The sequence below is a fragment of the Paenibacillus mesophilus genome, from assembly GCF_005938385.1.
GTDB classification, from domain to species: Bacteria; Bacillota; Bacilli; order Paenibacillales; family NBRC-103111; genus Paenibacillus_AB; species Paenibacillus_AB mesophilus.
On sequence record NZ_VCRA01000059.1, the window covers coordinates 1 to 13,385 of the forward strand.

A 13,385-nucleotide genomic window follows, 5' to 3' on the forward strand; every position below is an offset into this window, starting at 1 on the left:
ACGAACTAGAAAAACCTTCCAGTCAAGAATGGAGGGTTATTTGGTATGCACAGTTATTAGTATAGCATCAACCTCAGCTACTTTTATAAGAAAAATGTTGACAACTATTAGCTGGTTTATTTCAACAAACATACCGTTAGAATTTCTGTGGAACGAATAATTGGTGTTTGTATAAAAAAGAGCGCCTCTGTACGATCAGTACGCAACAGGTCTATAGCCCTTAAAATCCCACATCAGGAGGTCATTCTACTATGAAATTTAAGTCACAAGATAAACAAAATCAACTCATTGAAAACATTACCGTGGAGAATGAAATCCTGCGAACACACGAGCTTGCGTGAGGAATCTAATCATATCGAGGGAGTTGAATCGTACAACACAAACTAGAAGCAATTACTCTTTGGGACAATCGTATACGACAAATATCGCGGAAAGTTATATCGCTCAGCAACTTTTTTAGCAGGAACAACGTATTGTGCGACACTATCATTATAGCTGATAAAGAAAGCGCGAAGCTTACTGTTAGCAAAAAAAGAAACTTCAACCGTCCTGCACGGTCGAAGACTCTTTTTTGCACTTCAAGCTGCCTGGATTCGCCCTGCATTATTTCGCGCGCTGCTCGGCGATTTTTTTGTCCACCCGCTCGGCCGCTTCTCTCAAAACGGTGTTCGTATCTTTGCCTCCTATATATTCGTTGACGGCCGTGGTCATTTCGGCTGCGGAGAGCGAATAGTAAGGTGTAAACGGCTGCATTTTAGCAAACGGATTCGCTACGATCGCCTGTACGTTTTTGCCCTTTACGCCCGGGATATGGTCGCCAAACGTTTTCATCGCTTGTTCCGGTTTGGCCAATATCGGCAAAAACATCAATGTGCTCGCCATCCATTGCTGATATTCATTCGAGGTGAGGTAAGCAATTGCTTGGAAGGCAGCGTCGCGGTTTGTGCTTTTATTCGTGATGAAAGCGAAATCGGGAAGTATGGAAGCTCCTTGCGTCGGTTTATCTTTAAATACCGGGAATGTTGTAAGGTCCCACGTGTTCATCGTTGTCGAGGCTATTTGCGCATAGCCGGAAACGTCTAGATGAATCGCTGTAGTTTGCATTTTATTGAACAAATCCCGCAGTTGAGCTAAACTATATTTGCCGCTAGGCGGCTCATTGCCAGGCAGCTTCCAAAATCTCGCCACGTTATCGAACACTTTCTTGAACGTATCGTCGGTATATTTCGCTTTAAACGTAGACGGATCGTAATACGCCGCTTCCAACTGGTTCAAGCCCATCATATGATCGAACGCCATCGTCAGTCCGCGATACTGGATACCGGCGTCCGTACGCGACATTTGCCGGGTTACGTCATATAATTCGTCCCACGTTATCCCTTTTTTCGGATATGCGACGCCGAATTTATCGAACAAATCCTTATTGTAAATCGATATAAGCGTCCCCATCGTCCAAGGGAGGCCGTAAACCGCCCCGTTTCCGATCTGCTTCTGCAAATCGATCGGCGCCTGCTGAATTCCGGACAGGTCGTACTTGTATTTTTTCACTAGATCGCTGATATCGCTTTGCAGCTTATAATCCAACAAATAAACGGCCATCCCGGTTGAAGACGAAAACAAAATGTCGATCGGCTGATTCGTAGCGATCAAATCTTTAAACGTGTTGCCGTCCGACTTAATAAATCTAAACGTATATTTCGGAAATTTTTTGCGAAGCTGGTCGCCGAACCTTTGATTAAACATTTCTTCGGTAGCGCCTGGATACGTTACGTTCAGCTCGGTCGGCGTATCGATCAGCTTTTGTACATCGACGACAGCGCCGCTCGGCTCCTGCTTATTCGATTCCGTTTGCGCCGCATTGCCGCCGCATGCTGACAGCGCGATCATGGAGCTCAATACCGATACCGCTGCAACTTTTCTTCTTATCATTTGCAAATCCCCCCGTATAAAGTGGTAATTATGATTAACGAAACAGATTGAACAAATACGGATTGCCCGTCACTTGATCGCCTTGGTAAACAAATATGCCGTCAACTCCAAGCCGAGTGTAGTGATCGATGTACCGATTTATACTTTCCGGCGAATGAGCCATTCGCAGTACGCCCGTTTTGGCATGGTGTCCCAATATCCATCTCCATCCATCGATACAGCCGTACACTTTGACCCCTGTTCCTTTGCATATATGCTGGTAATGTTCGACCGGCGGAACCGGGTCAGCGGTAACATGATTGGACGGTATAATGCCGTCGACAAGACGTTCGGTCGCGCACTGCTTCATCGCCTTTTAGTACACGATTTGCTCGGAGGGAATACGGACTTTCAGCTCCAACGATTTGCCTGTTTTCCGCCCTTTTTCATCCAGCCAGCGCTTTACGTCCCGGCATAAATCGGTCAGGCTGTCTACCGATTGGTTCAAGTAATTTCTCATGTAATCGAGCACGAGCCCATCGATGTCATAGTTTACAATAATTTCATGCAAAATCGATTTGGCATAGGCGCGAACTTCCGGAATCGCATAATCGAAATCGCCATTTTTCACATAATCGCGGTGCTCATTCGTAAACGCATCGGATAGTCTCGGATTCCATAAATAAGGCCGATTCATACCAACATTGGCGGTGAATCGAGTATTTGGAGCAACGTCGCGCATATATTGGCTCGATTCCAGCAAAATATCGCATTGCGTGCCCAGCTTCATCGAATCTTCGTTCACTTGATTGAAATCGTCCGTAGCCGACTGGTTTACCCGTTCTACGATGCGACTCCAATGCAGCGACCTTGCTCCGACCCTTACGTCTGGCAAGTGATTTCATGCGGATTCATGCGCAAAAACTCTTCCAGCATAATTTCGTTCATCGATTTCGCATCGTGAAATCCGTGCAGCGCATAGCTGTAAGGCTCGTAATAAAGAATCAGCTCCGGTATACGGCTGTTGTGAAACGCTTTCTTTTGCGCTAACATTCGAATCGGTTGTTTCCGCTCCGCACGGCACCAGTTTAATGTAGGATATCCGGCCAAAATCGCGATCTCGGAGAACACTGTCCTGCATAACTGCTATTTCCAAAAATCCTCTTTGCAGCTTTTGCCTTTTCCAGAATACTTCCTTATTTTGTTTTCACTGATAGTTGCTGAAGTTCAAACAATCGGTCGTTCCGCTTGTGATTAGACGAGTGAAAGGCTCATCGTTTATGCGGGCTAAAAAATGGATGCCCGAATTTTTCATCCCAAAGTATATGGCGTATGTACCGTTTGCAGGAAGAGGTACTTGAATCGACGGGAGTTGTTCCTTATGCTTCATCCATATGAACGAACCGCGACCTTGACCGCTAATCGCCCACTTTTGCTCGCCAGGCTGAGGATTGGCTGAACCTGCTTCCCCCAAATATTGCGGCCAGTCGTACAAGTACAAGATGCCTCCGCTTTCGACCGATACGGAGCCGGTATCCTCGTAATCGCCATCAACGGTAATAAACGATACTTTGATTTGCACTTCCGCCTGAATCGAACCGATATTGATATACGGATTCCACCATATTGCGTTTTGTTTCGTTTCGCATAAACGTACGGTGCCGCTCGATTGCGCTTCATTCCAAATGTAATCACAGCCGTTAAAAACAAATTCATCATCCAACGTCGGGTATACGCTTGCCGGTTTCCAATCGGATCGCTCCGAATCGGCTCCTACACTGTACAACATTTGACAAGCAATATATTTTTTATCCGGCTGCAAGCTGACCTCGATGTAGCCGTCGGTGCGTTGAAAAATTCGTTCAATCATTTCCTTATCCCCCTGTACAATGAACACACAAGTACGATAATAATGAAAATTTAGCAATCTTTTTAAATAATATGGTCAGACCTTTACTTCCAGCTTTATCGATCCTACTTTCCGACAAAATGTGCCGTCAACATTTTACACCACCGTCCTCGTTTTCAATCGTATCGCGGAAACGTTTTCAAATAAAAAAAACGATAAGATGGTATAACCATAGCATAATGATATAGTATTCTGTTCCTGCTTCATTGTCAATTCATCCAAACTTTATTTTGCGATACGACTTTCGATTCCGTCCACCTAGGTATCAGCAGCTCGTTCTGGTGTTTATTCAGCTATCGTTCTCCGTTAGTGGAAGACTTTACTCACATAACATTCGTTGAGTTGCCATTAATAGATTACCACTTGGATCCTTAAAGCAAAATTCTTTTCCTATTCCATTGGTTCGTACCTGATCTTCAACAATCACGTTATTATTTGACAGAGCACTATGTAATTTTTCAGCGTCGTCTACTCGAAAAGATATAATCGCAATCTCATTCCCATTTACATCTTTAAAATTCCAATTATCATTAGATTCCACAAAAAATAATGGAGCGCCATTTGGAACCTTCATAATAAATTGATCCCATTCAAAACCAAGGTTTTTCTCATACCAACGCTTTGATTCCTCAACATCCTTCGTTGGTACAAACACGACTGAATATCCAGTTATCATCCGATCGTCTCCTTCTCCTGATCAACTTTAATACCACAAATATACTGTTTTCCCCAGTTATTGTATCGAACATTCGTTCGCGAGTAAACAGAAATGACATTCAGTAAAGTGTTTGGCAGATTTCTGTCTGAACGTTCCAAAAGGCCATTGAAATAAACGACGGCCTTTCTGGTAATCTAACTACCGTACTAAGTTAGTTCAGCGATTGGCACTTCAACTATCGTACCCGTTTAGTTGAACGATTCCCCCCATTAACTAACAACATATTTTTTGCACAGGTAGATTAGTTCTTGTTTATGATTTTCTACCCATCTTGTTTTAAATAAATATTGTTGAATGGTTACTTGAAGTAAATCTATATTGTCAAATCCAGATAAATACTTCCCTAACCTTAATACGAGCCGAACGATATACAGTAATTTCGTCAGTGCTGGAATAGCATAAATCTCATCAATTGTGAATCTTGCTTTTGTGGTACTCATTCCTGACAAGAAATTTTCGATTAGTTTGATATTGAATAAATCATCTTTCGGTCCAATGTATTGTTGTAGGCAATTAGCTAGTTCAATTATCCGCCAATCCCACGATGCAAAATCGAAATCAAGGATTCCAGATATCTTACCCTCTTCATCAATTAGAAAGTTGGTTAAGAGTAAATCGTGATGAATGATTTGCATTGGCAGGTTTGAGAAAGGGGGCAGTAAAGTTTCCAACTCATTTACCGAATTTAATACAAAATCCATTTCCGTACGGTCACATGTAAACGGCGGAGATTTTATGAATGACTCAACTGTTGATTTCGAAACCAAAGGGTGTAGACGGTAGTAGTCATAAAAGGGTACTAAAGATGCGGGAGACGTAATGTTTACTCTTGAGAAGGCGTCGAGTAATAATCCACATGTTTTCCCCATTTCAAATACATGATGAGCGTTTCTAATCGTAGGAATATTCCCATGAATGTAATGCGAAACACGCCCAAATGTCCTATTGCTCAGCTCTAGATATGGAAGCCCAGACAATGTCGGTTCAAAAGAAGGGATCATGAAGGGAATTTCTTGTTGATTCAAACTTTGGATTAACTCGTACTCATACTGCATTTTATTTCGGTCTTTAAAATGAGGATCACTAATTCTTGAAACGTACTTTCCCGATTCGTTCCTCACAATTCGCGTAGAGTTTATTAACCCAAACGAAACTTCATTTAACTCCCATGGGGTTCGAAAGTATTGACTAAGCAGCTCGTCATAATAATTGACTTCCTTGTTTTACCCTAATCAATAATTGTGATTTTTATCTGGGATTTCTCCCCATAAGTTATTCTAAGCCACATATAACGATATGAATAATATATTATTTAGCATGAAATGTTCTAATTTTTAGATCAAATACTTGCTAGTAAATTGAACTATGCTGCCCGTTATCGGAAGAAACTGTTATAGACGATTTGATTCATCGGATTGCTTTGTCGGTTATGAGATCAAGTTCTTGTCAATTTCGGTAATGGGGTAAAGTTCTTGGCATTCAATTTTGACAAGAACTCTATCCCATCCCTGCGTCGCGAACTCCACCCATGTGGGTTGGACGGAAAATATCAATTCATACTGATCTGCAGGATAGAGTAATATTTCGATCCGCGGCTTCGCCTTGTCGACTTCGAATCGATGCGCCACATCGCCTTCATCCTTCCACCATGCAAGGTGCGGAGGAAACGGGCATGATGTTCCCAAAGCCCGAGAAGACGCAAAGGGAGCCGCGGCGGAATAGCCCCCAGCAGCACAAGAAACCAAAGCAAGAACCGGCTCTATGGCGGCAAAAAATACTTGCCCACCATCAGGACCGACCATCCGGCGCGGATCGTGGAGAGTTTCCTTCCAAGGTGGTTAAGGAGCTAATCGCGAAGAGAAGTGTGCCAAAGCTGCCGGAAAGCGCGGGACACGACCACTCGCCATGTAATGCCACGAGGCGGACGGGGGCGCGGAGTCTAGACGGACGGTCTGCGGTTATGCGGAACTTGTCACAACAGAATCCAGACACACGAGGATGAAATGTAACACTGGATAGAAGTATACCGGCAGAGATACGAAGATCGATTCTGGTCCGATGAAACCGATTGGCAAGAATACGAGCGGAAACAGGCGGAAGCGCAAGCCGAGGAGGAGTTACGGCGGCAGCGTCTTGGAGATTTGGCCCCCGTAAGGGCTATGGATGGTTTAAGGATTAGCAGGTGAATTCTAACCCAATTATTTTCTTGGTGGTAAATCCAAAAATATTTTAATGGATGGCACGGTGAAGAATGCACAAATGAGAAGTCCGACTACTGTTAAGACGACGGACGCTCCTAAATCTTCAAATTCATGTTGACCGATGAGGAAGCCAAGATATCCGCTAGCCAAAGTAAGAATACCCAATATGGCAATCTTTGTGAATCGGAGTGGTATAGCCAAGCCAATTAATAATGCCGTTCCTCCTCCCCACCACCATTAGTTAAAGTAATCACCGACCAATATTGAAAATACAGGAATATGGAATGTGAAGGTCGTAGCCACCCAAGCAAATCTTTCATTTTCACGTTTTTGCTCCCAGTATTCATTACTCAACTCCTGTTGAGAATATTGGAACACTTATATGGAATTATATCGGAAAAGTTGCAAGCAAATTAAAGGATTAATTATTCAATAACGGAGACGAGAAAGCTGAACGGCGAAAAACTGGAGCTATTCGAGCCCGGCGAGGTGCAGACGTTCAAATAAGCTCCAAACTGGCTTTAGACTTGGAAGTGGACACACCGAGTTGGACGAACCATAATAAAAGTACTATGGGGAGCGGAGTGTGTCATATGGGAAATCAACGTCAACGGTATAACAAAGAGTTCAAAGAGGAAACGGTGAAGTACATTCAGCAAGATCACAAAACAAAGGTCATCAACTAATCCATAAAAGTATCACCTCCACTGTAGTAGCTCAGGAATCCGCCATTCTTTCGGGGGCAACCAATTCTCCCAAACGTCGTAAAATGTGGACGTGCCTTCCTGCACCTGCTTTACCGCCAGTTCTCCTTCTTGTCGAATGTGACGAGCCTGCTCCAATGAAATCTTACCAGTTGCAACGGCTTCCTCGAAGTCTGCTTCATCTTTCCATTTCCATTCAGACCGATCGGGTGGGAGGGTAATGTCGAGCAAATAATCCGTAGTATCAAAGCCAAAGGCAGTTCGGATAATCGGTTCTTGTAGATTGATGTCCCAGCCTGTTAATTTATACTCCTCATTCTTCATAGCGTATAGAGCGTGGGCAGCACCCGGCGAAACAAACATAAGCAAATGCTTTATCCCCCCACCCCACGTACTGTCTTGCAGCTCGAATGATTGTACTGACGAAGCTTTGAGTGGGTTTTTCGTGGACTTGATTGGGTAACCCGGACCCAAGTAAAGGATGATGATGTCAGAGGTATCCTGTACGACGGTCATAGTCGTGACCCGATAGATATGGTTTCGCCATACCCGACGCAGCACAATATGTTCCCCCGGGAGATAAAGTGATTAGCTCATATAGAATCCTCCAATGTCCAAGTATTTTACCCACCCTATATTGCCCATTTCATATTTAGGACTAATAACCATGTCAAGTATACCGATCATCTTCAATGGTAAATGCACCACCACGAGAACAAAAATCACCTATTCATAATTCATCAAATGATTTCAAATTCCTTCCAGTGAGTTGAGCAAATCTGCCCGTTACTTCAACAAAATGAAAGAGGAGCCGCCGCTTGGCAAGCTCATCCGCAATCGTCTCCGTTAGTTGAAAATCAATGGAAAAGTAAACGTAACAAAAGCTGCCCAAAGCCCGTAAACCGGCAAATACTTAGTAACGGCATCTTGGATGGTCGAAGGACCGGTTTTGTTTTGCAGAAAACGCATATAAGCGAGCATTATCCAAATGAGATTAGCCAAGATAAGGATGTTTATGCCTAAGACGGCAAGTCTGTTTGGCGTAATCCCATAAGAAGAAAGCCTGAACACGATAGCCGATAAAGCTATGCCGTCAATGATGAGAGCAAGAACGAGGAGTGCAAAATTGATATAATCCGAAATACTCTTTTTCTCGACTAAGCCGCTTTCGGTAATCGAGAATATGGTGACGGCCAATACGCTGAGAAGTATTCCGTTGAAGGATAAGAGGAAATCGCGGTCCAAGAACGGATTTTTCCCGACCCCTAACACCGTAATAAGATACGCCAACAATGTGGCCAACACGAGAGGACTGAAAATTTTGGCGATATAGGGCGCTATACTTTTAGCAAGTTTAAGGTTCTTCGATACCAGGTAGGTTGCCACGATCGCGAGAGCGGCAGCACCGAATGAAACGACATTTTTAAAATAAAACTCAGATATATCCATGCCGACGAATTTAAATAACTGCATCGTTAAAACCGTTAGCAGCATTCCGCTGATGGCCATGCTGGCATAGAGGATGCAAAATTCCCCGTTCAGTTTAAGATAGGCTAATCTTGCGTTGCCCTTGCCATATTCATTTCCTGTAAATGCAAGCCCCGATAATACCCATAAGAAGATGGGGAGGTGTATATACGTCAAAATAATACTGTCGTTTTGCTCCATCGGCAGCAAATTCATGTAAACTCCGGAGATTAGGAATAAGGAAGCAAGGGTGTAAAAAATCTTTTTAGAAGGAGTATTATTGAAAACAAAATAGGCGGCAATAAAGGGAAGTACGCCATAAACAAGGTTGATCGGAGCTATTTCTTCCTGTTCAGTAAAATGGAAAAGGATCCTGGTACATAACCCAGCCAAAATGGCTAAAATGCCCATGGACAAGAAATCTTTTTGAAACAAATTAGCTTTTTCTGTATTCGCTTTCTCCTTAAAATGCAATCTTTCATACCAAACGGCAAGAATCTTCGAATCAGGGTGTTGTTCCCAGGCGTAGGTGAACGACTTTTTAAAGGCTTCGGGTTCCTTTCTAAACATTCTCTCCAGCTCGTGGGGATTGGCGATATTTTCAATAATCGAATTGTTCATGGCTGGTTGTACCTCCTCTAACCGACATCGTCGCCTTTGTATTCTAAAATGTCTCCCGGCTGACAATCCAAAGCTTTGCAAATCGCCTCTAAAGTGGATACTCGAATCGCTTTGGCCTTTCCGTTTTTCAATATGGAAAGATTGGCCATCGTTATGCCAACCCTCTCCGAAAGCTCCGTAACGCTCATTTTCCTCTTAGCCAGCATCACGTCAATATTGATAATAATCGCCATGTTATTCACCTCAGACCGTCAAATCATTTTCTGATCTTATATCGATAGCCTCTTTTATAAGTCTTTGGAGAACGGCAGCGAAAACGGCGATCACCATGGAGGCAAAAATCACGACCATTCCGATTAAGATGATCCCCGGGGCATCGTCTTTCTCCGCCATGAGATAGAAGATCGGCATGCCGGCTGCATACAAGATACTGATTGCGATTGCGCAGTTTTTGATATGCTTTAATGCTAATACGGAAAAATCCGAGAACGCTTTGTTATAGTCGATATAGCCTAAAAGTTTAATTGCTTGATATAGCGCAATGTAAAAAGGAATCGCCGATGCGTACAAGTCGATGAAAACGAGATGTTTCATGTAAGTCATATCCGGATACAGTTCCGTTGCATAATTCGCGATCTCAGGCACCCAAAATATGCACAATGCAAGAACCGGGATTCCAATAAGAATGACGGCTGCCTTTAAAAAAAGCGTTGTTCCTTGTTTCATAAAAAGCCCCTCGCTTCTCGTTTAATTAATATGACATTAGCACACGAATTATCGTTTTGCAATATATCGTTACCGTTTTTAAATACATTGTTGTTGTTTTGCGACTCGAGATAACCTGTCCGTTACTTTTACGAACTAAAAAAGAGCTGCCATGAGGCAAGCTCCTTCACTATCGTACCCGTTCGTATTATGAGATAAACCAGTTCTTGCTGGTTGATCCTTTTTCATTTTGGGTCGACGATTGTAGGTAGCCGGGTCGAACGTTCGTGCCCGTGGGACTTGATCCCGAGCGCTATAATGTTCACCCCTACTTGTCATGACCATGTTTGAGGCTGGTTGGGACGCGAGATCCCGTATAACAAGCGATGCTGTGGAACGACAAGAAGACCCATATAGGGGCTGCCGGTAAATTTACATCATGGAGGAGTTTGATGAATCCCGTTATCGGACTAGATATTTCTAAAGAAGAAAGCCATGGACAAGCCTTTTTAGATCGTGGAAAACCGTACAGAGGGACGTTTCAATTCGAGCATACTCGGGAAGGTCTGGCAAAACTGCTTCAAACTGTTCAGGATGTCGAGCATGCGTCCAAACAACGCCCTTTGCTTATTCTAGAAGCAACTGGGCATTACCAAAGCCCTGTTGTTCAGTTCCTTGAGGAGCATCACTATCTATACATTGTCATTAATCCGCTCATCTCAAATCGGCTTCGAAAGTCCAATCTTCGTAAAGTGAAGACGGATGCTGCTGATGCTTATCTTTTGGGAGAGTTGTACTACAAAGAAGAGTTTGAACCTTTTAAGAAAAGAGGTGTACAACTGCTTAATCTGCGCTATCTAACAAGACAATATGAGTCTCTTTCGAAGATGTGTGTCCAGACTAAACTGCAGTTCCAAGCTGTTTTGGATCAGGTCTTCCCTGCGTACAAAGGTGTCTTCGGGGCTATGTATTCAGGCGTTTCATTACGGTTTTTAAAGTCGTTTCCAACCTCATATTCAATCTTGCGAACGGACGAAGAAACGCTTCATGCCAAAATCAAAGAGCTGCTTTCCTCAAGACGAGGACGTTCAGATGAGTGGATTAACGAACGAGTAAAGCGGCTGTTAGAGGCGGCAAAACAAAACCCCTTCGAGCAGACGATGTATGCTAGCCACTTGATCAATTTAAATATTCTCATCACCCTCATTCTTCAGTACCAGGAGCATCTTGCTGAGTTGGAACAGAACATAGATGCTCTGGCTGAAGAAATCGAAGAATATGATTTAATCCAGTCGATTCCCGGCATTGGCCATAAAATTGCGGCAACAATTTTATCAGAAATTGGAGAAATCGACCGATTTGATCATCCTAAAAAACTGGTCGCCTTTGCAGGCATTGATCCGAGTGTCTTCACTTCTGGTAAGTTTACGGCAACCCGAAATCGAATCACCAAACGTGGTTCTCGGCAGCTTCGTTACGCCCTGGTTTGACTGTCCAGTGCGGACTTATCCGCTCCCGCAATATGAGACTCAAGGAGTTTTACGATCGTAAGAGAGCCGAAGGTAAGCCGCATAAAGTGGCTTTGGTCGCATGCGCAAATAAGCTGGTTAATTGGCTACACTCAATCTTGAAAAGTAAAAAGGCATTCCGTCCAGTTTAACAAAAACATTATTGGTATAACCTTCCAAAATGAATGGGATTGGAGGGTTATTTGGTGTGCCCTTATTTAACTATACCACATGATTCATTTTTATTTTGATGGGAATCTTGACAAGCTATTAGCTGGTATAGCGTAATGATTCGAAATTCATATTGATACCTGATCTGTTGCTGACACGAATAATTGAATCTAGTTGACTCTTGGGATATTCAATCCATCCCCTGCTCATTACTTGATTACTTATTTCAAAAGAATGATATCCTGGATAGGTCTTAAACTGCTTCAAATAATCTTGAATTTGTTTGATCGTATGAGCTGAGTTAAATAATTTTGAGTCAAATGCAAATATTATAGCCCCTTCTCCCCAGGGTTTACCTGGTGCATTTCCAAAAAATCCCCCAGTTAATGCACCTGCAATAAACTCCATACCCATTGCTAACCAAAGACCTTTAGTTCCACCCAAGGGCGGAAAAGATCCGCTACTCCGATCTCCTTCGAGAATCTTATACAATATATTTAAGTCTTGAGATGCCTCACCATTTGCATCTTGTACGATTCCAGGAGGAAGTATTCCATATTGGTCAGCATATTCTTTTAGCCCGACCGCTGAGTGACGAATATCATGAGTACTTAAAGAACCGTCAAATAAAAAGGGCGGGGTGCCTGGTGCACATATTGCAAGCGGATTATTACCAATAACATTTAGATCGGTAATGCCTTTATTCAGTAATGGGTTGTTTTGCGTTATTATTAACCCTATTTGGTTTGCTGATAAAATCGGTTTTAATCCTTCCCCAATGATGTTCGGTTTAGGCACCGCGACGATCCCAATTCCATACGTATCAGCTAGGGATGATGCAAGTGACGCACCTTTCCTGGCGACTTCATCAGGCCAATTTCTATAAGTAGAAAAAACACGAGCTGAAATTGGTGTAATATGCTCCGTTGTGACTTCCAATTGCTTACTCACAATTCCACTACTAATTCTATCAATAATTGATTCGAGCCGTGCAGTACCTCTTGGAAAATCTCCAATAATATCACGATTGATTTGTATTTCTGTCCACGTGTTTACAACATAGTCATCTTCCACCCATTGACGTAGAATACTCTTACACCAATGAGTCATCTCAGAAATACTTATTTTTATGGACTCAGGCATTTTAGTTCCACTCCTTTCCCTTTTTCAAAGTACAATCGAACATCTTTCTGAATATAATTTTTCCAATTATATCCTTCCACTCAGATGCATGCAACACTTATCTTTAAACATTCTTTCAATTTGTTACTACTCTAACGAGTTGAAGTTACCGATGGATACTGTAGCTCAACTTTTTTGCCCGTCCCTCGATATCTCAAAAGTACTGTCACTCACTATCCTCCCTCTATGAATAAATGCATATCTCCAATTTCCTCTTGTTTTCTTACGATTTCGTTGAGGGGGAGTTTTAATAGACACAGCCTCACAGGAACAAAATTGTACAGAAGGGGA

Annotated in this window: 13 protein-coding genes and 1 pseudogene; 1 reads left to right on the top strand and 13 read right to left on the bottom strand. The window is 42.9% G+C overall.

Annotated elements, in window-relative coordinates:
• Positions 1-603 precede the first annotated feature (603 nt).
• The 12 genes from FE783_RS36645 to FE783_RS36695 all read right to left on the bottom strand — a co-directional run bounded on the left by FE783_RS36645 (position 604) and on the right by FE783_RS36695 (position 10,254).
• Positions 604-1,929 (bottom strand): ABC transporter substrate-binding protein, encoded by a 1,326-nt coding sequence (locus tag FE783_RS36645; protein ID WP_138884350.1) that lies wholly within the window; start codon positions 1,927-1,929, stop codon positions 604-606.
• 34 nt (positions 1,930-1,963) lie between these two features.
• Positions 1,964-2,278, bottom strand: coding sequence for a hypothetical protein (locus FE783_RS36650; protein WP_138884351.1), 315 nt, complete (start codon positions 2,276-2,278; stop codon positions 1,964-1,966).
• A 6-nt stretch (positions 2,279-2,284) separates the two neighbouring features.
• Positions 2,285-2,803, bottom strand: a complete 519-nt coding sequence (locus FE783_RS36655; RefSeq protein WP_138884352.1) for a hypothetical protein — start codon at positions 2,801-2,803, stop codon at positions 2,285-2,287.
• Entirely contained in the window at positions 2,791-2,961 is a 171-nt protein-coding gene (locus tag FE783_RS37830; RefSeq protein ID WP_158302249.1) for a hypothetical protein, read from the bottom strand. Before FE783_RS37830 ends, FE783_RS36655 begins: the two co-directional genes overlap by 13 nt.
• Before the next feature lie 154 nt (positions 2,962-3,115).
• Positions 3,116-3,778 carry a hypothetical protein gene (locus FE783_RS36660; protein WP_138884353.1) on the bottom strand — a complete coding sequence of 221 codons (663 nt, stop codon included), beginning with the start codon at positions 3,776-3,778 and terminating at the stop codon, positions 3,116-3,118.
• A gap of 358 nt (positions 3,779-4,136) precedes the next feature.
• Positions 4,137-4,493, bottom strand: a complete 357-nt coding sequence (locus FE783_RS36665) for a VOC family protein (RefSeq protein WP_138884354.1) — start codon at positions 4,491-4,493, stop codon at positions 4,137-4,139.
• A gap of 251 nt (positions 4,494-4,744) precedes the next feature.
• Complete coding sequence (locus FE783_RS36670) at positions 4,745-5,731, bottom strand: phosphotransferase enzyme family protein (RefSeq protein ID WP_138884355.1); 987 nt, start codon at positions 5,729-5,731, stop codon at positions 4,745-4,747.
• A gap of 231 nt (positions 5,732-5,962) precedes the next feature.
• Positions 5,963-6,337 (bottom strand): hypothetical protein, encoded by a 375-nt coding sequence (locus tag FE783_RS36675; RefSeq protein ID WP_138884356.1) that lies wholly within the window; start codon positions 6,335-6,337, stop codon positions 5,963-5,965.
• Between the two features lie 1,097 nt (positions 6,338-7,434).
• Positions 7,435-7,956, bottom strand: coding sequence for a ribonuclease FAU-1 family protein (locus FE783_RS36680; protein ID WP_158302250.1), 522 nt, complete (start codon positions 7,954-7,956; stop codon positions 7,435-7,437).
• A gap of 330 nt (positions 7,957-8,286) precedes the next feature.
• Positions 8,287-9,528 carry a DUF4153 domain-containing protein gene (locus FE783_RS36685; RefSeq protein WP_138884358.1) on the bottom strand — a complete coding sequence of 414 codons (1,242 nt, stop codon included), beginning with the start codon at positions 9,526-9,528 and terminating at the stop codon, positions 8,287-8,289.
• Positions 9,529-9,545: 17 nt separating this feature from the next.
• Positions 9,546-9,761 carry a helix-turn-helix domain-containing protein gene (locus FE783_RS36690; protein WP_138884359.1) on the bottom strand — a complete coding sequence of 72 codons (216 nt, stop codon included), beginning with the start codon at positions 9,759-9,761 and terminating at the stop codon, positions 9,546-9,548.
• Between the two features lie 10 nt (positions 9,762-9,771).
• Positions 9,772-10,254 carry a DUF2975 domain-containing protein gene (locus FE783_RS36695; RefSeq protein WP_138884360.1) on the bottom strand — a complete coding sequence of 161 codons (483 nt, stop codon included), beginning with the start codon at positions 10,252-10,254 and terminating at the stop codon, positions 9,772-9,774.
• Positions 10,255-10,685: 431 nt separating this feature from the next.
• On the opposite strand from FE783_RS36695, the pseudogene FE783_RS36700 reads away from it, so the two are divergent.
• A pseudogene (locus FE783_RS36700) lies at positions 10,686-11,893 on the top strand (IS110 family RNA-guided transposase).
• 118 nt (positions 11,894-12,011) lie between these two features.
• On the opposite strand, the gene FE783_RS36705 reads toward FE783_RS36700, so the two are convergent.
• On the bottom strand, positions 12,012-13,055 hold the full coding sequence (locus tag FE783_RS36705; protein ID WP_138884361.1) for an Ldh family oxidoreductase: 1,044 nt from the start codon (positions 13,053-13,055) through the stop codon (positions 12,012-12,014).
• Positions 13,056-13,385 lie beyond the last annotated feature (330 nt).